Here is a 23,621-nt window from a genome sequence, read left to right as displayed (position 1 = left end):
GACTGCCGGTCGCCGCGCCGGATACCCGCCGGCCTCCGCGGGAAACGCCGCGGTGCCGGGAAAGGACCGCCGCGGATTGCCTCGCCGCCGCGTGGGTATTCCGATCCGGGGAGGTGCCGATGGACGTACCGACACTCGGCGTCGAGGAAGAATTCCTGCTCGCCGCGCCGGACGACGGCCGCCCGATGCCCGTCGCGGACGAGGTTCTCGGCAAGGTCGGACAGCTCGCGGACGGCGCGGCCGTCCACCGGGAATTGCGCGCGACCCAGGTCGAACACGCCACCGGCGTCTGCACGACCGCGGCGCAGCTTCGCGACCAGCTGTGCCGCGGCCGCCTGGCGCTGTCCCGCGCCGCGACCGACGCTGGCTGCGCGCTCCTGGCCACCGGAAGCCCGGTCGGCGCCCGCCGCTCCCCCGCCGAGCCGCTGCCGCCGGACAGGTACGCGCGGATCGACGCGCATTACGGCGATCTGGCCGCCGATTACGAGGCCTGCGGCTGCCACGTGCACGTCGGCGTGCCGGACGCGGACACCGCGGTAGCGGTCGTGAACCATCTCGCGCGGTGGCTCCCGGCGCTGCTCGCGCTGTCAGCCAACTCCCCGTTCGACCGCGGCCGCGACACCGGGCTGCACAGCTGGAGAATGGCTCTGCAGACCCGTTTTCCCGGCTCCGGGCTCGCCCCGCACGCGCGTTCGCACGCCGAGCATCTGCGTCTCGTCGACTCGCTGGTGGAATGCGGCGCGCTGGTGGACCGCGAGCAGACGTTCTGGCTCGCTCGGCCTTCGCCCCGGTATCCGACGGTCGAACTGCGGGTCGCCGACGTGCCGTTGACCGTTGACGGCACGCTCGTCCAAGCGGTCCTGTCGCGCGCACTTGTCGCGTCCGCACTCGCTGACCTGGAACGCGGCGTCGAGGCATCTCCGCTCGATCCGCAAATCGGTTCGGCGGCGGTGTGGGCGGCGACGCGGCACGGCCTCACCGGTGCCCTCGTCGACCCGGTCCGCGCGAGAACGCTGCCCGCCGCCGACGTCCTAGCCGATCTGCTCCGTTATGCGGAACCTGCGCTGCAAGCGGCCGGGGACCGCGAACTCGCCCACCGGCTCGTCCAAGCAGCGTTGCGAAACGGCACTGGTTCAGCCGCACAACGGAAAGCCGGGCCGGACGGAGTGGTCGCGATGCTCGCCGCGCGCACCGTTCCACGCGTGACCTCGCTCCAGGCGGGTACCCGGGGGAAATGACGACCTCCCTCCTCGCACTGCCGACCGCTCGCGGACCGGTCTCCGCGGCGCTGCTGGAACTCCTGCGCGATCCAGGCAGCCAGACCGCGGTCGACCTCCGCGACGCCGACCCGTTCGGCGACGATCTCCACCTCGCCCTGCATCTCTGCTACGAACTGCACTACCGCGGGCTGCCCGGCGTCGACGCGGAACGCGAATGGGACACCGCGCTGCTGAGAATCCGGGCACAGCTGGAAAACACGTTCCGCTCCGCACTGCGCGACGCGGTCGCGGGCGGCTCCGACGTGGACGCCGAACTCGACGGACTGCTGACCGAACACGACGCCGACGGAGCTGTCGGTTTCCTGCTCGCCGAAGGCGAATGGTGGCACGTGCGCGAACTGTTCGCGCACCGGTCGATCTACCACCTGAAGGAAGCCGATCCGCACGCGTGGGTCATCCCGCGGCTCTCCGGTGCGGCGAAGGCCGGACTGGTCGCGGTCGAATTCGACGAGTTCGGCGGCGGCCACGCCGACCGGGTGCACGCCACGCTGTTCGCCGACCTGCTCGCGGCGGCCGGCCTGCCCGACGGGTACCTGGCGTTGCTGGACCACGTTCCCGGGCCGATGCTCGCGCTGGTCAACATGATGTCGATGTTCGGCCTGCACCGGGCGTCGCGCGGGGCGCTGGTCGGGCACTTCGCCGCCGCGGAGATCACCACCGCCCCGGGCGCGCAGCGGATGGACCGGATCCTGCGCCGCCTCGACGCGCCCGCGGCCTGCCGTTTCTTCTACACCGAGCACATCGAGGCCGACGCGGTGCACGAGCAGGTCATGCGGCACGAGGTCGTCGGCGGCCTGCTGGCCGCGGAACCGGAACTGGCCGCGGACGTCGTCTTCGGCATCCAGGCCACCGGCTTCCTGGAAGCGCAGCTCGACCAGCACCTGCTCGGCTGCTGGCAGGCCGGGCTGTCTTCGCTCCGCCAGCCGCTGCCTTGACCTCGGCCAACGTCCATGAAGGACTCCTTGCGGGAATCAGCTTCCCGCAAGGAGTCCTCCGGTGTGTGCGCGAGTCACCCGCTGCCGCGCACCCGCTTCCGATGGCTCGTATCGCACCACGGAAACCTCTTGCTGCGCCGGCAAGCGCACACCGCGACGACGAACCGGTCCGACCGCACCGTGTCTCCGTCCGGAGTGGACACTTCCACCGGGCCCTCCACCAGGACCGGCCCGCCCGGCACCACCCGGACCCGGCGTTCATCGCGCGGCACGGAGCACCACCAGTTCCTCGGTGCGCTCGCCGGGCCGCACGAATCCGCGGTCGATCAGGTAGTCCAGGCGTCCGGAAACCACCGGCCCGAACGGCACTTCCGCCCGCGCGACCACTTCGCTGCGCAGCCCGCCCGCCGCCAGCGCGAAGCGGGTCTTGTCCACATCGGACATCGTCGACTGCACCAGATAGAGCGCGCCAGTGCGGGTCAGCAGCGAAGGAGCGGCCGCGCACAACGGGTCCAGCATCGCGCGGCCGTCCGGCCCGGCGTCCCATGCTCGACTCGAGCGGACCGCCGGCACGGGAGAAGGCACGTACGGAGGATTGGCGGCCACGACGTCGTACGGCCCGGCTTCCACTGTTTCCGGGAGCCCGCCCCGGATCAGGCCGATCGGCAGAGCCCGCAGCACGGTGTTCATCCACGCGGAAGCCAAGGCCCGCATCGAAATGTCCGCCGCGACGACCGTGGCACCCGTGCGCGCCAAGGCGATCGCCAGCGCGCCGCTGCCGGTTCCCAAGTCCGCGCAGCGCTTTCCGCATCCGATGCTCGTATCCGCGGCCAGCACCCCGGAAAGCAGGGCGGTGTCCTCTTGCGGGCGGTAGACCCCGGGCAGCCGGAATACTCTGCCCAGCGGCCGGGCCTCCGCTGCGGTGCGCACGGACATGGTCATGGCGGTCCTCCGTCTCGGTCGGTCCGCCGGGAATACCCCCGTCCGGTGAGGACAAACAGCGATTTCCGCCGCACCGCCCCGAAAACGGCCGGACACCCGGTCACCGAGCAGAGGCCGCGGGCCGGTAGGAACGCTGCTCCACGATCTCCCCGTCGCCGTTGGGCCGGGGTTCTCCGTGGACGTAGTGGCCAACCCCGCGCGCCTGCGCCATCTCCCGGCCGATCGACACCGCGTCGGCCCGGCGCGCCGCGGTGTTCGCCACCCGGCGGATGCCCTCGATCCGGTTCTTCCACAGCCCGCCCTCGCGACACGTGTGGATGTCCCCTTCGGCCATTCCGCGCCTCCTTCCGCATCCGGTTGACCGGCGGGTACCCGACGCCACAGCGGACAACCGGATTGCGGGCGCCGTCCCCGGGTACCCGGAGCGCGAACGGAAGGAGCGAAACCATGACCGAACCGCGCGAGTCCGACGACGTCTACGGCGACACGCCGGAAGAAGAACGCGAGACCATCCGCGGCGAACAGGGCACGTCCGGCGACGAGCACGACGATTCGGACCCGCAGCAGGGCCGGTGACCCGTGGCCTCAACGGGACGATTCGCAGGCTTCCCGGGCCGGCACCCCGCAGCCGAGCCGGGCCCAGACCGTCTTGCCGCCGGTGTGCTCGTGCACTCCCCACTCGTCGGCGAGCCGGTCGACGAGCAGCATGCCCCGGCCGCGCGCCCGCTCGTAGTCCGGCGGGCGGACCTCCGGGCGGCCGGGCTCCGGGTCGTCCACTTCGATCACCACGACGCACGGGCGCGACAGCACGGTCAATCGCGCGCAGAAGGGGCCCGACGTGTGCTCGTAGGCGTTCGAGGCGAGTTCCTCGATCACCATCAGGACGTCCGCGAGATGGTCGGGCGACAGATGCCCCAGGGACTTGCCCGCCCAGGCGCGCACCCGGGGCAGGGCGGACACGCCGGTACCGCGCAGGTCCAGCACCCAGGGCGCGTCGCCCGCCCCGGAGTCCGGGCCGGTCACGGCCGGTCCCTCTTCTGTTGGCCAGGACAACAAGACCCCTCTCCCGCCGGCGGCTCGGCGGGATGCGGGGAAGCTTCCATTCCGGAAAACGCCGCCGCGCTTCGCCGTCCCTCGCCGCAGCCGCTTGACCTCACGTGGGGAAGTCCCCTTCTCGTTCTCGACTTCGTCGATGCCCAATCGGGCGTACCCGGACAGGGCAGACTTCACACCTGCCGACGCACATCTCTGGACCCCCGCGCCGGTTCGGCTAGTGTCGCTGCATGCCGCTTCACGCGCCGGAGCCCGAATCGCGCACTCGTCTCGCCGAAATCCTCGGCGACGGGACGAGCAATGCCGACCTCGGCGAGAATCTCGCGAAGATCCTCGCCCGGGCTTGCACGGTCCTCGACGTCGACACCGCCACCGTGCTCCGGCACGAGTCCCGCTGGCAGCGCCTCGTCGCCGTCGCGGCGGCGGGCCTCGAGGAGGAGGTCTACCAGGGCGTCCAGGTGCCGGTCGGCGAGGGGTTCGCCGGGGAGGTCGCCGCGAGCCGGGAGCCCGTCGTCATCGACCGCGTCGACAAGACCACGGTGATCAACGCGCTGCTGTCCGAGCGCGGCCTGCACACCATGCTCGGCGTCCCGATGCTGGCCGGCACCGAACTGGTCGGCGTGCTGCACGTCGGGTCCGTGCGGGAGCGCCGGTTCTCGACCACCGACATCGAAACCGTGCGGCTGCTCGCTGAGCGGCTGGCGGCCGTGCTGCAGGCGGAGACCATGCACCAGAACCAGGCCGCGACCATCGCCCTCCAGCGCAGCCTGCTGCCGGGCATCCTTCCCGCCGTCGAAGGCCTCCGCCTGGCCGCGCGCTACGTGCCCGGCGCGGAGGCCGGGCTCGGCGGCGACTGGTACGACGTCTTCCGGCTTCCCGGCAACCAGACCGGGATCGTGATGGGCGACGTGTCCGGACACGGCCTCGAAGCCGCGGTCATCATGGGACGGCTCCGCAGCGCGCTGCGCGCCTACGCGCTCGACTGCGACGATCCCGCCGAAGTCCTCGCCAAACTCGACCGCAAAGCCAATCACTTCGAGCACGGCGTGATGGCGACGGTCGCCTACGGCGTCCTCAGACCCGGCCACACCAGCATGGCGCTGTCGCTCGCCGGGCACCTTCCGCCCGTCGTCGCTTCGCCGGGCAAACCGGCCGAACTCGTTCCGGCCCCGCCGGACCCGCCGGTCGGCCTGACCGTCGGAGCCACTCTCGACCGGCGCACCACCACCGTGGACCTGCCGCCGGGAGCTGTCGCGGCCTTCTACACCGACGGTCTCGTCGAGCGCCGGGACCGCCTCGTCGACACCGGCATGGACCAGCTCGCCGGACTGGTCCGGCCGGAGGACCCGGAACGGGCCTGCGCGCGGATCATGGCCGCGATGGTGGGGTCCCGCCCCCCGCAGGACGACGTCGCACTCGTGGTGCTCCAGCGCACTGCGGGGGCGGAAACGCACTGATCAGGTCTCGGGCAGCGCCTCGTCGAGCGTGCGGTACAGCGGCAGGCTCTGCTCCAGCCCGGTGAGCTGGATGGGCCGCAGGGTCGCGCGGCCGGACGCCACGATCCGCACCTCGGTGCCCTCCGGCGCCTCCCGGCACACGGCCAGCAGCGCGGTCAGCCCCGCCGACGCGAGGAAGTCGACCCCGGTCAGGTCCAGGACCAGCAGCGGGGGCTTCCCGGTGACGGTTTCGGCGACCGCGGCCGTCAATTTCGGGGCGGTCCCGAGGTCCAGGTCCCCGTGCAGGGCCAGCACCGTCGCGGGAGCGCGGTCGGCCCGTTCGATCGACAGCGAACCCGGCGGGTCGATCACCGGGTCGGTCAGCTCACTCATCGCTCTTTCCCTCCTCAGGAAGCCCGGCACGCCAGCGTCCGGGCAGGAAAAGTACGCGGCTGGCTGCTCAACCGCGAATAGCATGCCTCACATCGGCGGCTCGCACGAACTGCCGCCGCCGGAAATGATCTCGAATCCCGGGGACATCGGCAGCGCGGGGGCACCCGGGAAGAGACATTCGGCTCACCGCGGGCGGCTCCGGGACCGCCCGGCCGAGTCCCGCCAAGGCCGACCGGACCACTCGCCGGCCCGATCCGCCGACACGGCAGGTCGCGACTCGAGACACGCGCGCCGATTCCGCAGCGGCTCCCGGCATGCAGCGCAGTGCGGACGGGTGCGCTACTGCCCTGCCGCGTCCGCGCACGGCCTGTAGACGCGCTCGCCGCCCCGGCCCGGCAGGCTGAGCCGACGCGATTCGAGCCGCGTCCCTGCCAGCGGGACGCCCAGATCGGGCCATTGCGCCCGGCTGTGCCGCTGTCCGGCAGCCCGGCCCCGCAGGTCGAGGCGACGCGACACGCGCAGCGCGCACCTCGCCGCCAGCCGCGCACCCGACGCGACTCACCACGGACAGGTGCCCCACCGCGCAGCCGCGACCTCACCCGGCCGACCAGCACGCCGGGATCCGAGCACCGCGCCCACTCCCGCTTATCGCGAACGGCCGCGCCGCTGTCCGGCCGCGTCCTGGCGCAAGCGGTTCGTGTGCTCGCTGATCTCGCCGACCCGGTCCGCCAGCGCCGCGTGTCGTGGTTCGAGATGCACGCGCACGTCCGCCAGCGGCGGCAGCAGGTTCGTGACATCGTCCTCTCCCAGCGCCACGCCGAGCCGGTCGGCGCTTTCCTGTCCGGCGGGGTCCAGGTCGGGTGCGGCACTGGCCTCCGCGGCCAGCCGCCGCAGCACCGCCGCGTTGCGCCGGGCCCAGTCCGCTACCGCCCGGTCTCCCGCGCGGCGGCCGCGTTCCGCGTCGACGCGTGCTTCGCCGGTGGTCTCGCCGGTCGCCGACGGCCGCAGCCGCAGGTACCGGCGCTCGGCCGCCTGTCTGCTCGCCACGCCCAGCGCCGGGGCCAGCGCGGCCCAGCTCGCGCCCGCCGCGCGCGCGGCCGCGATCAGTTCCGGTTCCCATTCGCCGAGCTGGTCGCGCAGCGCCCGCAGCGCCCGCAGCGCGGACAGCGCGGCCAGCGACCGGTCGGCCGCCGCACCCCCGTCCCGGGCGGCCTGCACCGCCTCGCGGACGCCTTGGAGCAGCAGTCCGGGCTCCACCTCCGCCATCGCGTCATCCTCTCGACGACTCGACAGTTGTCATCCTTTTGACGACATGCTAGAAGAAGAGAACGTCCCCTGTCGAGCGGTGGAGGTGACTCCGATGACCTGCCGGCCCCGCGGGCCGATTCGCCGCGTTCTCCAGGTTTCCCGCACCCCGTTGCCGGGAATCACGTCCGCACCGCCCGCCAGGGCGCTTTCCGGCCACTAGCCGGAACACCCGCCGCGTCGCCGGATGCGGCCCGTGGCGCGGAACAGGCCACCCCTGGTCCGTGTCAGTCCTTCGCGCGAGAAAGGCGTTGTCCTCGTGTCCCTGCCGCTGCACACCGCCCAGACCAGACCGTCGCACCCGGCAGTGGTGCGCTTGTGGAACTACCTCGCCGACGTCACCGGCGCCCTGGGCATCGGCCTCGAATCCTGCACCGTCGACCACGACACCCCGGTATCGGCCTACGTCGCCCTCGACGGCCACCTGCCCGCCTACCCCGGCCGCGACGTCGCCCTGCTGTGGGACGAGATCCACGGCTGGGCCGCGGCCGTGGAAACGCATTCCGGCGAGGACCTCATCGTCATCCGCTACCTGGGCGGGCCGTCGATCGCGCCGCCCGCTTCCCGCGTCGCCGAGTTCGCCGCCGCGGTGCGCGACGACGACCACCGGATCGGCTGCCTCGCGCCGCCCGAACTCCGCACCCTGGGCACCCCGGCGGACCTCGACGCCATCCTGCGCGAGGCGGTGTGACCCGAGCGTCCACAGTGGACTATCCCGGTTTCGCGCCGCCGCGAAACGGGTAGCCACGGCCATGAGCGAGTTCGAGGCCGAACGGAGAATGCCCGCTCCCGCGGAGCACGTCTACGCCGCCGCGGCCGACGCCGCCCGCCTGAACGAATGGATGCCGGAGCCGGTCGCCGTGCTCCCGGCCGGTCGCCGCGACCAGCTCCGGCTGGAATGGGACGGCGGCTGGCTTCAGGTCCGTCCGGGCGCGGCGGGCACGAGCCACGCGACGCTGCACCTGTCGGTTCCGGCCGGCCCGCGCCGCGACGACGTGCCCGCGCGGATCCGCGAGTCCCTGGACCGGCTCGCCGTTTTGTCCGGCTCGCCCGGCTGAACCGTCGACCAGGGAGCGCCGCCGGATCGTTTTCCGCCGCATGGAACAGGAACGTCACCCGGGGCGGAGGATCGGCTACTCTGCGCCCAGGAGTTGATGGTCCATGGTGGCGCGGAAGGAAATTCTGCCCGGGCCTCGCCTGCGTCGCGCCGAACTGAACCGGCTCGCGATCGACTGCGTCGTCGACAGCCTGCTGCGATGTCTTCCTCTGGCCGAGCAAACCCGGCTGGGCATCGTCGCGCCGAGCCGCGCCCGCACGTGCGACCGCGAGGCCCTCCTGATGGAGATCTCGTTGCGCACCAGGCGTTCCCCGCACGCGGCGAGGTGCCTGGTCCGCGCGGTCTACTCGGCACTCGGGACAACGTCGCCGGAGCTCGCCTCGCGGGTCCGCGCGGGCGTGAGCCCGGACGTGCTGCTCCTGCTGGGCGGGTCGCGGCAGCCGTGCGCGTGGTCGCGGGAAACCCCGCCGAGGTGCCACAGCGGGTAACCGTCCGCGGCGAGTTCCGGGGACCGGGGCGCCATCTCGATCGCGTCGGCCTCCCCGGCCGCTGTCCAGCACGCGGGAATTGCCGTTCCGGCAAGATCACGTGCGTTCCCGGCACGGTTGCGGCGACTCTGGGCGCACACCGACCCGAGGAGCCGACCGATGACCACCGACGCGACCCTGTTCTGGGACGAAGTCCACGCCGCCCGGCCGTCCGCGGACCCGCGGCCGAACGCCCGCCTCGAGGAAATCGTCTCCGAGCTTCCGCCCGGCGACGCGCTCGACCTGGGCTGCGGCAACGGCGGCGACGCGCGCTGGCTCGCCGGGCGCGGCTGGACCGTGACGGCGACCGACATCTCGGCCGTCGCGGTCGACCGTCTCTCCGGCACGCGGATCACCGCCGTGCGGCACGACCTGCGGGTCAGCTTCCCGGCCGGGGAATTCGACCTCGTCACGGCGCACTACCTGCAGACGCCCTTCGAACTCGACCGGACGACGGTCCTGCGCACCGCCGCGCACGCACTGCGGCCCGGCGGCCGGTTGCTGGTCGTGGACCACGGTTCGAGCGCGCCGTGGTCGTGGAACCAGGACCCGGACGCGCGTTTCCGCAGCCCGGCGCAGATCGCCGCGGACCTGGCCCTCGATCCTGCCGGGTGGACCGTCGAGCGCGCGGACTCCCCCACCCGTATCGCGACCGGACCGAACGGCCAGACCGCCGAGGTCGTCGACCACGTGCTGCTGATCCGCCGCGCCGCCTGAACCTCAAGGAGACCACTGTGGCCCGCCGCCGCGATACCCCGCCGCCCCGCACCGGAAGCAGCGAAACCGAAGTCCTGCGCGGATTTCTCGACTATCTCCGCACCTCCGTCGCCGCCAAGGTCGACGGTGCGCCGGAACCCGAAGCGCACGCCGCCGCGGTGCCGTCCGGCACGAATCTGCTCGGTCTGCTCAACCATCTGACCTTCGTGGAACGGTCGTTGTTTCTCGGCGAGACCGTCAGGAATTGGCCGTCGACGTTTCGCACTGAGGACAGCGTCGCGGAAGTGGTCGACCGATACCGGGAAACAGTCAAGCGCGCCAACGAGCTTCTCGACAGCTGCCCGGATCTCGCCGAGCCGGTGCCCGGACGCGATGGCCCGAGCGTCCGCTGGGCGCTGACGCACATGATCGAGGAAACCGGACGGCACGCCGGGCACGCCGACATCCTGCGCGAACTGATCGACGGCGCCACCGGACGCTGACGGAAAACATCGGCTCCGAAGCTGCACCACGGGGGCCGCCGTCGCGCGTTGACCCGACCCGAACTGCGGGATCGCGTCGGCGTTTGGAGGCGATCCCGCCCGCGACGGCGGAGCCGGCGCAATCCAACACGACCAGCGCCGATCGGCGGCACCGCGAAGGCGTCCGACGGTTGTGGCAAGCCAGCGTCCGGCGCGGCGACTTCTACCTCCGCGACTACACCGGCCGCTACTGCCTGGGCTGCGAACAATTCTACCCCGACAACGAACGCTGCCCCGAACACGAAGCCCCGCCAGAGTCAGTCACCGAGCGGAACTGGTTCTTCCGGCTTTCCCGCTACTCCGGCGAAATCCGGCAACTGCTGGAATCCGGCCGCCTCCGGGTCGAACCCGCCGCCCGGCTCCGCGAGGTGCTCGGGTTCGTCCGCTCCGGACTGTCCGACATCAGCGTGTCCCGGCCCGCCGCGCGGGCGGACGGCTGGGGCATCCCGGTGCCCGGCGACCCGGATCAGGTGATTTACGTCTGGTGGGACGCGCTCGCCAACTACCTCACCGCGGACCCGTCGCGCTGGACCGAGGCGGCCGAACGAGTGCACGTCATCGGCAAAGGCATCCTGCGGTTCCACGCCGTCTGCTGGCCCGCGCTGCTGCTCTCCGCGGGCGAACGGCTGCCGGACACCATTTTCGTGCACGACTACCTCACTCTCGACGGCGCGAAGATATCCAAGAGCGCGGGCAACACCGTCCGCCCGACCGACCTGATCGACCGGTACGGCACCGATGCCGTCCGCTGGTGGTTGCTGCGCGGAGTCGCCCCCCTCGGCGAAACCGACTTCACCGAAGCACGGCTGATCGCCCGCGCCGACCAAGAACTCGCGCACGGTCTGGGCAACCTTGTGCACCGCGTGCTCAGCCTCGCCCAGCGCTCCAGCCGGCTCGCCCCGTCGAGTCCACTGAGGACAGCCACTGCCCTCGCCAGCCGGATCGACGCGGCGCTCGCCGGCTTCGATTTCCGGGCTGCCACCGGCGCTTTGGTCGACGTGATCGCCGATGCCAACCGGTTCGTCGAACAGACCCGGCCTTGGACGTTGAGCGGCCACGAGCTGGACGAAACACTCGGGACCCTCGTAAGCACGTGCCGGGCGCTCGCCACGGAACTCACCCCGTTCCTCCCGGACGGAGCCGCCCGCCTGCACGCGCGACTCGACGGCGGAAAACCGGCGCGCCTCTACCCCCGCCTGGCCGACGGCAACAACCGAGGCACCAGCCGGACGTAACACACCATGCCGACCACCTCCACCAACGTCTGCGCCACCACCGCAACCGACGCGACCGCGAACTCGTCCGGCAACGCCAGCGCCAACGGAAGCACCACCAGCGAGTTCCGCGTCGCCCCGGTGAAAACGATCGCCCGCCCAGCCGGAACGTCCAACCGGAACGCGCGCGCGACCCCCAGGCCCGCGAACGCCATCAGCACCAGGAACACCACGTAAAACGGCACCACGGAAACCACCGGACCCACCCCGCCGTGGAGCTTCGGGGTCTGCGACGCGACCACGACCGCCAGCGTCGCGGCCATCAACGGCACCATCGCGGTCCCGGCCGAGTCGGCGAACCGGCGGCCGCTCGCGTGCCGGGCCGCCCACGCCTGAGTCAGCCAGGCCAAGGTCAGCGGCACCACGATCAGCACGAGAAACGCTTCGAGAAACGGCCCGGCCCGCACGACCCGCGCCAGGTCCGCGCCGAGGAAGAGGAACAGGAACCCGGGCAGCAGGAGCATCTGCGCGAGCAGCAGCAACGGGGTCGCGGCGAGCAAGCGGCGGCTGCTGCCTCCGGCAAGGCCGCTGAAGACGATCACGTAGTCCACGCACGGGGCCAGCAACACGAGCAGCATGCCCAGCCGCAGCGCCTGCCCGGCCGGGAAGAAAGCCGACATCGCCGCGACGACCAGCGGCACGACGACGAAGTTCACCGCGAGCGCGGCGCCGAGAAACCGGCCGTCCCGAAGGGAACGGCCCAGTTCGGCGGCGGGCACCTGCAGGAACGTGACGTACAGCAGCGCCGCCAGCACCGGGTTGATCGCCGGTTCCAGCCCCGGCCCGGCCGCCGGGGCCGCCCAGCCGACCAGTGCGCCGACCGCCAGCGCGCCGAGATAGATGACGACCTGGCGCCGTTCCATCCGCGACACCAGACCGGACGACTGCGACAACGGGCGCGCTCCTCCGTAAAAGCCAGGTACCGGACTAGCGTAGCGACGGGCTCGCCCGGCCAGGAGAGCCACCGTCTTGACGAAATCCTAACGGCGAAAAGACCCGTTTTAATGCGCCCCTGACGCAAGCGAAGAGCCGGTCTCTCAACCCATTTCAGGATGGGATTGATCTCGCCGCCCAGTGTGTGATCGGCAGGGCGCGCGGGCATGCTGATGCCGTGACAGACACGGAAGAACCCCAGCGCCGCCTGGAACCGGGTGCGTTCGGGTATGCGGTGAAGCGGCTATTTCTCGGCAAACCGCTCATTAACGCGCAATTGACGCACGAGCGTCTTTCCAACGCGACCGCGTTGGGCGTGCTTTCCCCGGACGCGATCTCGTCGTCGGCGTACGGCACCGAGCAGATCCTGGTCGAACTGCTCCCCTACGCCGGTCTCGCCGCGTTCAGCCTGGTGCTGCCGATCACCGGCGTGATCCTGGTCATCCTGGTGCTCGTCGCCGCGTCGTACCGGCAGGTCGTGATGGCCTACACGCGGGCAGGCGGGTCGTACGTCGTCGCGCGGGAGAACTTCGGGCCGCGCGTCGCTCAGGTCGCGGCGGCGGCGTTGTTGATCGATTACGTCGTGACCGTCGCCGTGCAGACCTCGGCGGGCACAGTCGCCGTAGTGTCCGCGATCCCGGCGCTCGGGCCGTACAGCCTGGAAATCACCATCGCGATCGTCGTCCTGCTCTGTTACGCCAACCTGCGCGGCCTGCGCGAAGCCGGCCGTCCGTTCGCCGTCCCGACCTACCTTTTCAGCGCGTTGATGCTGGTGATGATCGTGGTCGGCCTGGTCAAGGCGATGACGGTCGGGCTCCCGGCCTACGACGCGGCCCACCTGCCCGGCGCGGTGCCGGTCCAGCACGGCGACGGTCTCATCGCCGGAGCGACAGTCCTGGTGCTGCTGCGCGCCTTCGCCAACGGCGGATCGTCGCTGACCGGCGTCGAAGCCATCTCCAACACGGTGTCCGCCTTCCGCAGCCCGCGCGGCCCCAACGCCCGCAAGGTGTTGGTCACGATGGCCGTCATTCTCGGCGTCCTGGTCGGCGGCGTGTCGCTGCTCGCCTTCTTCACGCACGCGACGCCATACGCGAGCGGCTATCCGTCGGTGGTCTCCCAGGAGGCCCGCGCGGTGTTCGGCGACGGCTGGTTCGGGCAGGCGATGTTCGTCGCGATCCAGGCCTCGACCGCGCTCATCCTTTACACCGGAGCCAACACGAGCTTCAACGGCTTCCCGTTCCTCGCCAGTTTCGTGGCCAGCGACCGGTTCCTGCCCCGCCAGCTGACGAAGCGCGGCCACCGGCTGGTGTTCTCCAACGGCATCCTCGTGCTCACCGTGCTCGCGGTCGCCCTGCTGTTCTTCTCCGGCGGCACGGTGACCTCGCTGGTGCCGTTCTACGCGATCGGCGTGTTCACCGGTTTCGCCATGGCCGGATACGGCATGACCAAACACCATCTGCGCCTGCGCGAGCAGGGCTGGCGGTTCAAGCTCTCGGTCAACCTCGCCGCCGGCGTTCTGTCCACTGTGGTCGTCGGCATCTTCGCCATCGCCAAGTTCACCGAAGGCGCGTGGCTGGTCGTCGTGGTGTTCCCGGTCCTCGTGTTCGTCCTGATCCGGCTCAACCGCGAGTACCGCGCCGAAGCCGCCGTGCTCGAACGCATCACCGCCAACCTCGCCAACCCGACGAAATATGCGCGCCACCAGGTTTTCGTCCTGGTCAACACGATCGACCTGGCGGTCCTCGAAGCGCTGCGGTACGGCAAGAGCCTCCGGCCGGACAAACTCACCGCGGTGCACTTCGTGATCGACGCCCAGGCCGCCGAACGCCTGCGCGCCCGGTGGGAAGAACTCGGCATGAAAACCGGCCTCCGGCTGATCGACGTCCCCGACCGCCGGATCGCCCGCGCGGCGTACACGCTGGTGCGGGACGCGCTCGCCGACGCGGAACGGACGAGCATCACCGTGCTCCTGCCGCGGCGGAGCTACGCGCCTCTGCTCGGACGGCTGCTGCACGACCGGACCGCCGACCGGATCGCCCGGATCGTCAGCCGCATCCCGCAAGCCGCGGCGACCATCGTGCCGTACGACGTGCAGACCCGGATCCGCACGCTCATGCCGCATCTGCCCGAAGAACGCGCGACCGCGGCGGTCGAACGGCTGCTGACCCGCATCGGCACGACCCCGAAGGAGGAACTGACCCCCAGCGCCATCGCGGAACTGCGCCCGGGCACCGACGTCAGCGTCGACGGGCGGCTCGAGGAACTCGCGCTGTCCGAAGAGGACAGTCCGGGTCCGGTCCTCACCGCGCGGCTCGCCGACGACACCGCGACGGTCGCCCTGGAATTCAGCCAAGCCCATCCCGACCTCGAACCCGGCCAGGTGCTGCGCGTGACCGGCCGCGTGGCCGAGGGGACGCCGCCGGTCATCCGCGACCCGGTCTGCCACATCCTCGAAGCCGCGGGAGAAGAGGAGGAAGGCCCGTCCGGCGACGGATGATCAGCCGGACAACCCGCTGAGGATCGCGTCGATGCCGAACCCGAACGCCTCGTCCGAATCCCCGCTGCGCGCCGGATCCTCCTCGACGATCCCGGCGCGTACCAGTTCGGCGTGGTTCTGTTCCTCCGCGACGAACCCGAGTACATAGTGGACCACCGTCCGCGCCGCCCACTCCGCGTGCCGTCCGTCGAACTTCGCGGCGAACAGCCGCCGCAGCGCGTGCGTGGGCACCAGCAGGTCCGGCCGGTACGCCTGCACGAACGACACCACCTCGGCGCCGTCGCGGACTCGCAGCAGCGCCGAGCGGAAGTCTCCGGCCGCCTCGCGCGGATCCTTCGCCACGTCCGGCAGTCCTTTGAGAATCCGGGCGGCGACGACTGCGAGCAGCTCCTGTTTGCTGGCGACGTGGTAGTACAGCGCGCCCGGCTGCACCCCCAGGTCGAGGGCCACCCGCCGCATCGACAGGCTGCTCAGCCCCGCTTCGGCCAGCAGCTCGTACGCCCGGTCGACGATCTGGTCTCGCGTCACCTTCACCCCTCTCATTCTGCCCGCCGCTTGCTTCCGGCCGAGCGGCCGCCTAGAATTTGATAGGTGTTCAAAACCTTCGACGACCTGGCCGACCGGCAGCTGGCTGGCGGCGTACTCGACCGAACTGACGCCCGCGCGGTGCTGGAAGCGCCGGACGAGGACGTGCTCGGCCTGGTCGCGGCGGCCGGGCGGCTGCGGCGCGCGCACTTCGGCAACAAGGTCAAGGTCAACTACCTCGTCAACCTGAAGTCGGGCCTGTGCCCCGAGGACTGCGGGTACTGCTCGCAGCGGCTCGGGTCGTCCGCCCAGATCCTCAAGTACTCGTGGCTGTCCGCCGAGGAGACGGCGCGCCAGGCCGGCGCGGGCATCCAGGGCGGCGCGTCGCGGGTCTGCCTGGTCGCGAGCGGGCGCGGGCCGAGCGACCGCGACGTCGACCGGGTCGCGCAAGCCGTCGAGGCGGTGAAGTCCGCGCATTCCGACGTGGAGGTGTGCGCCTGCCTCGGGCTGCTCAAGGACGGCCAGGCCGAGCGGCTCCGCGAAGCCGGGGTCGACGCGTACAACCACAACCTCAACACGAGCGAGTCCCGGTACTCCGAGATCTGCACGACGCACGGGTACGACGACCGCGTCGACACGGTCGAAAAGGCCAAGTCCGCCGGGCTTTCCGCGTGCTCCGGCCTGATCGTCGGCATGGGCGAGACCGACGACGAGCTGATCGACGCGATCTTCGCGCTGCGCGACATCGGCAGCGATTCGATCCCGGTCAACTTCCTGATGCCGTTCGAGGGCACGCCGCTCGCCGGGACGTGGGAGCTGAGCCCGTTGCGCGCGCTGCGCATCCTCGCGCTGGCCCGGTTCGCTTGCCCGGCAACGGAAGTCCGGATGGCCGGCGGCCGCGAGATGCACCTGCGGTCGCTGCAGCCGCTCGCGCTGCACGTGGTGAACTCGCTGTTCCTCGGCGACTACCTGACCAGTGAAGGCCAGGCGGCGAAGGCCGACCTGGAGATGATCGCCGACGCCGGCTTCGAGGTCCTCGGCGCGGGCGAACAGCCGCAGGCCGCGCACTCCTCCCCGGCGCTCCGGGAACGCGGGGCGGGCACCGCCGCCGCACCCAACGCGTGACCGCCATGGTGTCGATGCACGACTGGCTGACCGCCGCGGAACGGGACCGGCACGTCGCCGGTCTCGTCCGGCGGACCGATGATCGACGGCATCCGCGAAAGTCCACATTGGACCTCGCGTCGAACGATTATCTGAGCCTCAGCACCGATCCGCGACTGCGCGCGGCCGCCGTCCGAGCCGTCGAGAAGTACGGTGCGGGAGCTGGCGCGTCACGAGTCGTCACCGGCACCACGCCGTGTCACACGGAGCTGGAACGCGAGCTGGCCAGCCTCACCGGGCAACCGGCCGCGCTCGGGTTTTCCAGCGGCTACACGGCGAACATCGGCGTCATCACCGCACTCGGTTCGCCGGACACGCTGCTGATCACCGACGCGCACATCCACGCGTCGCTGATCGACGGCGCGCGGCTGTCCCGCTCCCCCGTCGCGATCTGCCCGCACGGCGACCTGGACGCCCTCGCGCAGCTGCTGCGCGACCGGTCGCAGGAACGGGCGATCGTGGTGGTCGAGTCGATCTATTCAGTGCTCGGCGACGCCACGGACCTTGTGCGCACCGCGGCGTTGTGCGCCGAGTACGACGCGTTTCTGGTGGTGGACGAAGCACACGGCATCGGCGTCGCGGGCAACGGCCGGGGCGCGGTGCACGCGGCCGGTCTCGCGGGAGCGCCGCACGTCGCGGTGACTGCCACGTTGTCGAAGGCGTTGGGCGCGCAGGGCGGCGCGGTGCTGGGATCGCCGTTGCTGCGCGAACATCTGGTCAACACGGCGCGGACGTTCATCTTCGACACCGGCCTCGCCCCCGCCGCTGCCGCGAGTGCGGCCGAAGCGTGCCGGATCATCGCCGCCGAGCCTTCGCGGGTCGAGGATCTGCACCGCGCCGCGGTCGCGATCGCCGATGCCGCAGGGGTTTCGCGAGCGCCGGGCGCGGTGCAGTCGATTCCCGCCGACTCGCCGGACCAGGCCGTCGCGGCCGCGAACCAGCTCTACGAACGGGACATCGTCGTGGGCTGCTTCCGGCCGCCGAGCGTCCCGGACGGCGTTTCCCGGCTCCGGCTAGTCGCGCGCGCCGGGGTTGACCTGGACCGGGCTCAGCACGCCGCGCGCCTCGCTGCCCAGTGGTCGCGCGCCGCCAGCGTCGTCTGACCGCTTCCCGAAGAGCGCGTCGAGCGCGAGCGCGCCGGGACCGGTGAAGACCAGCAGCAGGAAGGCCCAGCAGAACATCGCCGCGGGTTCGCCGTGGTTCTGCAGCGGCAGCAACCCGTCCGGCTGGTGGACGACGAAGTAGGCGTACGCCATCGACCCGGACGCGAGCAGCGCCGCGATCCGCGTGCCAAGGCCGAACGCGACCAGAAGGCCGCAGCCGAGCTGGATCACCGCCGCGTACCAGGACGGCCAGACGCCGACCGCGACGGTTCCGCCCTCGGGGCCGCCGCCGAAAACCCCGAACAGCGCCGCCGCGCCGTGGGCCGCGAACAGCAGCCCGACGACGATCCGGAACAGGCCGAGCACGAACGGGACGGCCCGGTCGAGCACACGCTCTGGCATGGGACCTCCTCGGAGAGTTACTAAGGTTAGGCTTGCCATACCGTACGTGCCGGGACGCTTCGCGTCTAGATGGCGGTGCTGCTCGCCGGATCGGGCTGAACCGTTCCGGCTCCAGCCGCGTGTCGGGGGAAGGGCACCACCCACGCACTGTTGGAGGCTGGGATGACTGTCACGACTCTGGCGACCCCAAGGAATTTCGGGCTGCTGGCCGCGTTGGCCGCGGCGGGCTTGTTCGCCGCCGCGTGCGGGGGCGGCGGGAGCACGGCCGCGCCACCCGCCAAGCCGCCCGCCGCGCCGACGCATCTGACCGACAGCAAGGGCGACACGATCTACCTGTTCGCCGCGGACCACGACGGCCAGTCCGTCTGCACCGCGAACTGCGCGAGCTACTGGCCCCCGGTCGCGGCGGGCACACCGCTCACCGGGCCGGCGCGGGGCAGCGTCGGCTCCATCACCCGGCCGGACGGCTCCAAGCAAGAGACCCTCGGCGGACATCCGCTGTACCGGTACGTCGGCGACCACTCCGCCGGGCAGACCAACGGCCAGGGCCTGAACGTCAACGGCGGGCTGTGGTGGATGGTCACGCCGGACGGCGCCGCGATCACCACGGCGACGGCCAGTTCCGCGCCGTCGAGCACCGGCGGCTACAGCGGAGGCGGCTACACCGGCGGCGGGTACGGCTGAGCAGCGAAGTAACGCCTTCGCGGGTAGGCGCTGTCTCGATGGGGTACCTCTGATCAGGGCACCTTGACCGGGCAGCCGAATAAGACCAAACTTCGCTAGTGATATAAGTACTCCCGTCGTCCCCGCATCGAAGGAGTTCGCCAGTGACCTCGTCGTTCGTCATCATCGGAGCCGGACTGGCCGGGGCCAAGGCCGCGGAAGCGTTGCGCGACAAGGGATTCGACGGGAAGATCACCATCGTCGGCGACGAGCGGCACCTGCCCTACGAGCGGCCGCCGCTGTCGAAGGACTATCTCGCGGGCAACGCCGAGGCCGAGAGCTTCCAGGTGCACGACGCCGCGTGGTACGCCGAGAAAAACGTCGAGCTGCGCCAGGGCGTCAAGGCGACGGCGATCTCGCGGGACGCGAAGCAGGTGACGCTCGACGACGGCACCAGCCTCGGCTACGACAAGCTCCTGCTGGCCACCGGCGCGAGCCCGCGCGAACTGCCCGACACCGCGGGGATCCACTACCTGCGCCGGATCGAGGACTCCGACCGGCTCAAGGAGCTGTTCGGCACCGCCGCCAAGCTGGTGGTCGTCGGCGGCGGCTGGATCGGCCTCGAAGCGACCGCCGCCGCGCGTCAGGCCGGGGTCGAGGTCACCGTGATCGAGACGCTCGAACTGCCGCTGATCACCGCGCTCGGCCGGGAGGTCGCCCCGGTGTTCGCCGACCTGCACCGCGCGCACGGCGTCGACCTGCGGCTCGGCGTCCAGGTCGAGCACATCACCAACGGCGGCCAGGGCAAGCGGATCCGCCTCGGCGACGGCAGCGTCCTCGAAGCGGACGCGGTCCTGGCGGGGATCGGCGCGAAGCCGAACGTCGAACTGGCCGAGGCGGCCGGCCTCCGCGTCGACAACGGCGTGGTGACCGACGCGAGCCTGCGCACGAGCGACCCGGACATCTTCGCCGCGGGCGACGTCGCGAACGCCTACCACCCGTTCCTGGGCAAGCACATCCGCGTCGAGCACTGGGCGAACGCGCTGAACCAGCCCGCGGTGGCCGCGGCCGGGATGCTCGGCAAGGAGGAGGCGTACGACGAGCTGCCGTACTTCTTCACCGACCAGTACGACCTCGGCATGGAATACCTGGGCGCCATCGAGGGCCACGACCGCGTCGTCTTCCGCGGCGACGTGCCCGGGCGCGAGTTCATCGCCTTCTGGCTCAAGGAAAACCGGGTGCTGGCCGGGATGAACGTCAACGTCTGGGACGTCACCGACCCGATCAAGGCGCTCATCCGCTCGGGCAAGGCGGTGGACCCGGACCGGCTGGCCGACCCCGAGGTCCCGCTGGAGGACCTCGCCTGATTCCCGCGTCCGCGGGCCGTTCCGGACTCGTTCCCGGAGCGGCCCGCTGAGGTCGCGCCGCGGCGACCGGATCTCTCCGTCCGCGCCGCCGGGAACGCTTGACCGACTAGTCCCGGGGCAGTATCCCCTCCAGGGACAGCTCCAGAAACCGCCGCCAGTCCCCGCTTTCCGTGCGGACCACCGACGACAGGCAGCCGACCAGCAAGTACACGTCGGCCACCGTGCAGTCCGCGCGCAGCACCCCCGCCGCCCGGTCCGCCGCGATCGCCTGCGCCACCACGGTTTCCAGCTGCTTCAGCGCTTCTCCACGAGGTTCGCTCCCCGCCGACGCCCGCGCCGTCTCGATGGCGGACGACAGCGCCCGGTCCCCCGACAGCACCTCGCCGACGTGCCGCAGATAGCGTTTGACGCCGGATTTCCCGTCGAGGCACCGCTTCCGCGCGTACTCCGCGATCTCGGCGAACCGCTGCTCCGCCAACGCTTCCACGAGCGCCCGCCGGTCCGGAAAATTCCGGTACACGGTTCCGACGCCCACCCCGGCGACCCGCGCGATCTCCGGCAACTGGACGTCGTCCTGCTCGGCGAGCAGCGCACGGGCCGCTTCGAGCACCCGCGCCCGGTTGCGTTCCGCGTCCGCCCTCGGCTTGCGTTCCGCGTCCGCCCTCGGCTTGCGCTCCGTTGACAACCGACGCCCTCCTGCCGCTAATGTGGAAACGGACTCCACTTCCGATACGTTGGCGAGGATACCCCATGACGAAGGACCGCTTCCTGCTCCTGCGGCCCGGCGAGGCGCGGCCGGGCCGGGTGCCGCTGCCGCCCGCGTTCGCCGTGAAGGCGATGACGGGCGACACCGAAACCCGGTTCTCCCTGCTGGAGGTGACACTGGCGCGTGACATCCCGAGGCACGTCCACCACCAGGCCGACGAGTGCATCTACGTCCTGGAGGGCGAACTGGGCATCGACTTCGCGGATGAGACTCACGTGGCGACGAAGGGGATGTTCGCGTTGCTGCCGCACGGGGTTCCGCACGCGTTGCGGGCGGTCTCGGATCCTCCGCCGCGCTTGCTGCAGATCTCCTCGCCGGGCGGGTGGGAACACTATCTGGAGGATCTCTTCGAGGCGGGACCTGCGGTGCTCACGGACGGCGCGCTGGACCCGGCGAAGATCAATCCGGTGGCGGCTCGGCACTCGATCGCCTATGAGGAGTGACGCGCCGGTGCGACTTGGGCAGCCGAACGTCCGTGAAGGACTCCTCCAGGGAATCAGATTCCTTCAAGGAGCCCTTCACGGACCACAAAAGTCCGCTGACAGCTCAGACCGTCCGCAACCGCCGCCACTCCCACGCGGCCAGGCCCGCGAACGCGACCGTCGCTACGCAAGCGACAGCCGTCACCAGCCGCTCGGCTTCCCCGCCGCCTCCGTCCGGAGAAGCGCCGGTCGTGCGCTCGATCCAGTCCGGAACGGTCAACGTCAGCACCAACGCGACAGCACTGAGCGCGGCGAGCACAGACTCGACCGTGATCCGAAGCTTTCGTGCAGTGATCATGACAACCTCCCCGCTCTCAGTACTTCGCCGCGTTGAGACGCGTCCGCCAGGTGTTGCCCCCGCCTGCGTATTCGCCGTAGCTCCACACGGTCCGGGAATCCGACGGGTCCCGGCCGATGCCGAAGTAGTCGCCCCATCTGCCGCCGGTGTAGGCACTCTGCCCGGCGATCACCGAAGCGCTGCCCTGCAACGTGCCCGGCGGGTCGGTGGCGAGGCGGCCGGTCTGGCGGAAGTGGCCGTACTCGTCGGGCGCGGACCGGCCGAACGCGACGTGGGCGTTGCGGGAGATGTCGGTCTGGATCACCGGGAAGAAGTAATGCCTGCTCGGTGCGCCGAACGCGCCCTGTTGCGCGACCGCGTGGCTGGGCACGTCGATCTCGTACCACTGCACCACTGACCGCGCCTCGCTGTCGCCGGGCCAGCTGTACGCGGAAGTGTGCGTGGTCCACAACCGCTGGGTGCGGCCCGCCGCCTGGAATACCGCGTTGAGCAACCGCGTGTCGTTCGTGGCGATTCGCGTTGTGCCGCCGTCCTTTTGCACCGCGCCCGGCGGCAGGCTGTAGCCGCGGCAGGGAACGGCGGCCGAGGTCAGCGTCGGTGCGCCGCCGGACCACAGGCCCAGCGGATTCGACAACGTCCAGAGGGTCAGGCTGGACCCGGACGGGAACAGCGAGTTCACCAGGTAGGCCCGCGGATTCCCTCCGATGCCCTGGAAATGACAGCACGGATGCACGGAGAACGCGCCGCTGCCGTCCGGGTTCTTCAGGCCCCAGAAGTCCCACCAGCGGATGGTGTGGCTCCCGCCGGCCCCGCCGCCGTAGAGTTCCGCCTTGTTGAAGATCCGCAGTTTCGCGTAGGCGAACCCGCCGCCGAAGGCGAATTGGTTGGTGGACACGTAAATCGCCTGGGTGTCGAAGCCGAGCATCGGGTAGTCCGACCAGTTGCCTGTCGCGGTCGCACCGTTCGCGGTCGCGTCGGTGCTCCAGATCCAGTACCCGCCCGCGGGGTCGCCGGTCTGCGAGACGCCGAGCATGATCCAGGAGCCCTGCGGGTTGGCGCGGCGGGCGGCGATGCAGACGATCCACCGGCCGCTGTAGTGGTCGTAGGCCAGTTTCGGGTCGAAAAGCTGCGCCCCGGCGGGCAGCACCGGGTTGAACATCGCGGTGAAATTCGCCCACCGGAACTGTTGCAGGCCGCTCTTGTCGTAGCCGACCAGGTCCACGTTGACCGCGGCCATCACCTGCTTCGGACCGACCGCGACCGTGCAGTCCGGCGGCCGGAAGGCGGTCTGCGAGATCCCCTCGAAACTCGCCGACGCCGCCGGGGCCAGGCCCTCGGCGATCTCGTCCTCCGGCGGATTCTCCTCCGACGGTTCCGCCGCCGCTTCCTCGTCCAACTGCACGGCGAGCGCGTCCTCGGGAGCCAGTGCCTCCGCGCCGTGTTCCCGCGCACCGGTCTTCAGCTGGTCGTACTCCTCGACCGGCACCGGGAACCGTTGCGCGAACAACGGCGACCGCTCCGGCGACGGCGGCGCGGCGAGCAGTTCGCCGACCGTCAGCTCAGCCATCTCCCGCGACGCGCCCCCGGCCGTTTCGCCTGCCTGGCCCTCGAGCACCTGCGCTTCAGGCATCACGGTGATCACCCTCTTCCTCCGCGGCCTCGTCACCGGCCCGTGCCGGGGCGTCGGCCTCCTCCTCCCGATCGCGGTGCCGCTCCGCGGCCGCCTTCAGCCGCTCCATCTCGGCGGCCGGAACCGGCGTCCCGATCGGAATCTCGTATCCCGCTTCCGGTTCGGCGGGCGCGTTTTCGCGCGCCGAACCGCTTTCCGCGCCCTCGCCGCGTCCCGCACCGGACCGCGGTTCTTCCCGTTCGCCCATCGTTCACCCCCGGGAATTTCGCCCGAAAAGATCAATTCCGGCGACGTTCACGAAAAAGGTCGCGCGAGTGCCGGGAACGGATACGGAAGAACCGCAACCTTCAG

The 23,621-nt window shown here is 71.0% G+C and carries 29 protein-coding genes; 16 read left to right on the top strand and 13 right to left on the bottom strand.

Annotated elements, in window-relative coordinates; all coding sequences use genetic code 11:
- Nucleotides 1-119: 119 nt before the first annotated feature.
- Both ATK30_RS38255 and ATK30_RS38250 read left to right on the top strand, forming a co-directional pair.
- Nucleotides 120-1,238 carry a carboxylate-amine ligase gene (locus tag ATK30_RS38255; RefSeq protein ID WP_101439591.1) on the top strand — a complete coding sequence of 373 codons (1,119 nt, stop codon included), beginning with the start codon at nucleotides 120-122 and terminating at the stop codon, nucleotides 1,236-1,238.
- Entirely contained in the window at nucleotides 1,235-2,215 is a 981-nt protein-coding gene (locus ATK30_RS38250; protein WP_101439590.1) for an iron-containing redox enzyme family protein, read from the top strand. The genes ATK30_RS38255 and ATK30_RS38250 overlap by 4 nt, the downstream gene beginning before the upstream one ends.
- A gap of 74 nt (nucleotides 2,216-2,289) precedes the next feature.
- Here the strand turns inward: ATK30_RS38250 and ATK30_RS38245 are convergent, their stop codons facing one another.
- The 3 genes from ATK30_RS38245 to ATK30_RS38235 all read right to left on the bottom strand — a co-directional run bounded on the left by ATK30_RS38245 (nucleotide 2,290) and on the right by ATK30_RS38235 (nucleotide 3,491).
- On the bottom strand, nucleotides 2,290-2,487 hold the full coding sequence (locus tag ATK30_RS38245) for a CDGSH iron-sulfur domain-containing protein (protein ID WP_101439589.1): 198 nt from the start codon (nucleotides 2,485-2,487) through the stop codon (nucleotides 2,290-2,292).
- Nucleotides 2,474-3,157: a methyltransferase gene (locus tag ATK30_RS38240; RefSeq protein WP_101439588.1), complete on the bottom strand. Its 684-nt coding sequence runs from the start codon at nucleotides 3,155-3,157 to the stop codon at nucleotides 2,474-2,476. Before ATK30_RS38240 ends, ATK30_RS38245 begins: the two co-directional genes overlap by 14 nt.
- 100 nt (nucleotides 3,158-3,257) lie before the next feature.
- Complete coding sequence (locus ATK30_RS38235; RefSeq protein ID WP_101439587.1) at nucleotides 3,258-3,491, bottom strand: DUF2188 domain-containing protein; 234 nt, start codon at nucleotides 3,489-3,491, stop codon at nucleotides 3,258-3,260.
- A gap of 113 nt (nucleotides 3,492-3,604) precedes the next feature.
- Between ATK30_RS38235 and ATK30_RS46985 the strand changes: the two genes are divergently transcribed.
- Nucleotides 3,605-3,733, top strand: coding sequence for a hypothetical protein (locus ATK30_RS46985; RefSeq protein ID WP_268744698.1), 129 nt, complete (start codon nucleotides 3,605-3,607; stop codon nucleotides 3,731-3,733).
- A 9-nt stretch (nucleotides 3,734-3,742) separates the two neighbouring features.
- On the opposite strand, the gene ATK30_RS38230 is transcribed toward ATK30_RS46985, so the two are convergent.
- A complete protein-coding gene (locus tag ATK30_RS38230; RefSeq protein ID WP_101439586.1) occupies nucleotides 3,743-4,180 on the bottom strand; it encodes an ATP-binding protein in 438 nt (145 codons plus the stop codon).
- A 260-nt stretch (nucleotides 4,181-4,440) separates the two neighbouring features.
- Between ATK30_RS38230 and ATK30_RS38225 the strand changes: the two genes are divergently transcribed.
- Nucleotides 4,441-5,667, top strand: a complete 1,227-nt coding sequence (locus tag ATK30_RS38225; protein WP_101439585.1) for a PP2C family protein-serine/threonine phosphatase — start codon at nucleotides 4,441-4,443, stop codon at nucleotides 5,665-5,667.
- Here ATK30_RS38225 and ATK30_RS38220 read toward each other — a convergent pair whose 3' ends face one another.
- Both ATK30_RS38220 and ATK30_RS38215 read right to left on the bottom strand, forming a co-directional pair.
- Nucleotides 5,668-6,039 (bottom strand): STAS domain-containing protein, encoded by a 372-nt coding sequence (locus ATK30_RS38220; protein ID WP_101439584.1) that lies wholly within the window; start codon nucleotides 6,037-6,039, stop codon nucleotides 5,668-5,670.
- A gap of 645 nt (nucleotides 6,040-6,684) precedes the next feature.
- Complete coding sequence (locus tag ATK30_RS38215; protein ID WP_101439583.1) at nucleotides 6,685-7,305, bottom strand: HSP18 transcriptional regulator; 621 nt, start codon at nucleotides 7,303-7,305, stop codon at nucleotides 6,685-6,687.
- Nucleotides 7,306-7,609: 304 nt separating this feature from the next.
- On the opposite strand from ATK30_RS38215, the gene ATK30_RS38210 reads away from it, so the two are divergent.
- From ATK30_RS38210 to ATK30_RS38185, 6 genes are all read left to right on the top strand, one after another.
- Entirely contained in the window at nucleotides 7,610-8,035 is a 426-nt protein-coding gene (locus tag ATK30_RS38210) for a DUF6292 family protein (RefSeq protein ID WP_167442272.1), read from the top strand.
- 61 nt (nucleotides 8,036-8,096) lie between these two features.
- Nucleotides 8,097-8,402: an SRPBCC family protein gene (locus ATK30_RS38205; RefSeq protein WP_101439582.1), complete on the top strand. Its 306-nt coding sequence runs from the start codon at nucleotides 8,097-8,099 to the stop codon at nucleotides 8,400-8,402.
- 103 nt (nucleotides 8,403-8,505) lie between these two features.
- Nucleotides 8,506-8,889: a hypothetical protein gene (locus tag ATK30_RS38200; protein ID WP_101439581.1), complete on the top strand. Its 384-nt coding sequence runs from the start codon at nucleotides 8,506-8,508 to the stop codon at nucleotides 8,887-8,889.
- A gap of 159 nt (nucleotides 8,890-9,048) precedes the next feature.
- Nucleotides 9,049-9,645 carry a class I SAM-dependent methyltransferase gene (locus ATK30_RS38195; RefSeq protein WP_101439580.1) on the top strand — a complete coding sequence of 199 codons (597 nt, stop codon included), beginning with the start codon at nucleotides 9,049-9,051 and terminating at the stop codon, nucleotides 9,643-9,645.
- Nucleotides 9,646-9,662: 17 nt separating this feature from the next.
- Complete coding sequence (locus ATK30_RS38190; RefSeq protein ID WP_101439579.1) at nucleotides 9,663-10,127, top strand: DinB family protein; 465 nt, start codon at nucleotides 9,663-9,665, stop codon at nucleotides 10,125-10,127.
- Between the two features lie 170 nt (nucleotides 10,128-10,297).
- A complete protein-coding gene (locus ATK30_RS38185) occupies nucleotides 10,298-11,401 on the top strand; it encodes a methionine--tRNA ligase (RefSeq protein ID WP_208637529.1) in 1,104 nt (367 codons plus the stop codon).
- Here the strand turns inward: ATK30_RS38185 and ATK30_RS38180 are convergent.
- Nucleotides 11,353-12,303: a bile acid:sodium symporter gene (locus ATK30_RS38180; protein ID WP_101441290.1), complete on the bottom strand. Its 951-nt coding sequence runs from the start codon at nucleotides 12,301-12,303 to the stop codon at nucleotides 11,353-11,355. The genes ATK30_RS38185 and ATK30_RS38180 overlap by 49 nt on opposite strands.
- 248 nt (nucleotides 12,304-12,551) lie before the next feature.
- On the opposite strand from ATK30_RS38180, the gene ATK30_RS38175 reads away from it, so the two are divergent.
- Nucleotides 12,552-14,870, top strand: coding sequence for an APC family permease (locus ATK30_RS38175; protein ID WP_208637528.1), 2,319 nt, complete (start codon nucleotides 12,552-12,554; stop codon nucleotides 14,868-14,870).
- Here ATK30_RS38175 and ATK30_RS38170 read toward each other — a convergent pair whose 3' ends face one another.
- Nucleotides 14,871-15,413 (bottom strand): TetR family transcriptional regulator, encoded by a 543-nt coding sequence (locus tag ATK30_RS38170; protein WP_101439577.1) that lies wholly within the window; start codon nucleotides 15,411-15,413, stop codon nucleotides 14,871-14,873.
- Between the two features lie 48 nt (nucleotides 15,414-15,461).
- Between ATK30_RS38170 and bioB the strand changes: the two genes are divergently transcribed.
- On the top strand, nucleotides 15,462-16,520 hold the full coding sequence (gene bioB, locus ATK30_RS38165) for a biotin synthase BioB (RefSeq protein WP_101439576.1): 1,059 nt from the start codon (nucleotides 15,462-15,464) through the stop codon (nucleotides 16,518-16,520).
- A gap of 5 nt (nucleotides 16,521-16,525) precedes the next feature.
- A complete protein-coding gene (locus ATK30_RS38160) occupies nucleotides 16,526-17,662 on the top strand; it encodes an 8-amino-7-oxononanoate synthase (protein ID WP_167442271.1) in 1,137 nt (378 codons plus the stop codon).
- Here the strand turns inward: ATK30_RS38160 and ATK30_RS38155 are convergent.
- Nucleotides 17,573-18,064, bottom strand: a complete 492-nt coding sequence (locus ATK30_RS38155; protein WP_101439574.1) for a DoxX family protein — start codon at nucleotides 18,062-18,064, stop codon at nucleotides 17,573-17,575. The two genes, ATK30_RS38160 and ATK30_RS38155, sit on opposite strands and share 90 nt — an antisense overlap.
- Nucleotides 18,065-18,226: 162 nt before the next feature.
- Between ATK30_RS38155 and ATK30_RS38150 the strand changes: the two genes are divergently transcribed.
- Together ATK30_RS38150 and ATK30_RS38145 are read left to right on the top strand one after the other, a co-directional pair.
- On the top strand, nucleotides 18,227-18,748 hold the full coding sequence (locus ATK30_RS38150) for a COG4315 family predicted lipoprotein (protein ID WP_101439573.1): 522 nt from the start codon (nucleotides 18,227-18,229) through the stop codon (nucleotides 18,746-18,748).
- A gap of 143 nt (nucleotides 18,749-18,891) precedes the next feature.
- On the top strand, nucleotides 18,892-20,094 hold the full coding sequence (locus tag ATK30_RS38145; protein WP_101439572.1) for an NAD(P)/FAD-dependent oxidoreductase: 1,203 nt from the start codon (nucleotides 18,892-18,894) through the stop codon (nucleotides 20,092-20,094).
- Nucleotides 20,095-20,200: 106 nt separating this feature from the next.
- Here ATK30_RS38145 and ATK30_RS38140 read toward each other — a convergent pair whose 3' ends face one another.
- The gene (locus ATK30_RS38140) at nucleotides 20,201-20,779 is read right to left on the bottom strand and encodes a TetR/AcrR family transcriptional regulator (protein ID WP_220817439.1); all 579 of its coding nucleotides are present in this window, start codon (nucleotides 20,777-20,779) and stop codon (nucleotides 20,201-20,203) included.
- A gap of 65 nt (nucleotides 20,780-20,844) precedes the next feature.
- Here ATK30_RS38140 and ATK30_RS38135 point away from each other — a divergent pair, with 65 nt between their 5' ends.
- Nucleotides 20,845-21,303, top strand: a complete 459-nt coding sequence (locus ATK30_RS38135) for a cupin domain-containing protein (RefSeq protein WP_101439571.1) — start codon at nucleotides 20,845-20,847, stop codon at nucleotides 21,301-21,303.
- Nucleotides 21,304-21,406: 103 nt separating this feature from the next.
- Here ATK30_RS38135 and ATK30_RS38130 read toward each other — a convergent pair whose 3' ends face one another.
- Genes ATK30_RS38130 through ATK30_RS38120 form a run of 3 tightly spaced genes read right to left on the bottom strand, consistent with a single transcriptional unit; the run spans nucleotide 21,407 to nucleotide 23,517 of the window.
- A complete protein-coding gene (locus tag ATK30_RS38130) occupies nucleotides 21,407-21,640 on the bottom strand; it encodes a hypothetical protein (RefSeq protein WP_101439570.1) in 234 nt (77 codons plus the stop codon).
- A 16-nt stretch (nucleotides 21,641-21,656) separates the two neighbouring features.
- Complete coding sequence (locus ATK30_RS38125) at nucleotides 21,657-23,270, bottom strand: hypothetical protein (protein WP_244194848.1); 1,614 nt, start codon at nucleotides 23,268-23,270, stop codon at nucleotides 21,657-21,659.
- A complete protein-coding gene (locus ATK30_RS38120) occupies nucleotides 23,263-23,517 on the bottom strand; it encodes a hypothetical protein (protein ID WP_101439568.1) in 255 nt (84 codons plus the stop codon). The genes ATK30_RS38125 and ATK30_RS38120 overlap by 8 nt, the downstream gene beginning before the upstream one ends.
- Nucleotides 23,518-23,621: the final 104 nt, after the last annotated feature.

This window comes from Amycolatopsis echigonensis, from assembly GCF_002846615.1.
Taxonomy (GTDB): Bacteria; Actinomycetota; Actinomycetes; order Mycobacteriales; family Pseudonocardiaceae; genus Amycolatopsis; species Amycolatopsis echigonensis.
Note: the sequence above shows the minus strand (reverse complement) of the source record. Positions and strands in the feature narration are given on the sequence as shown.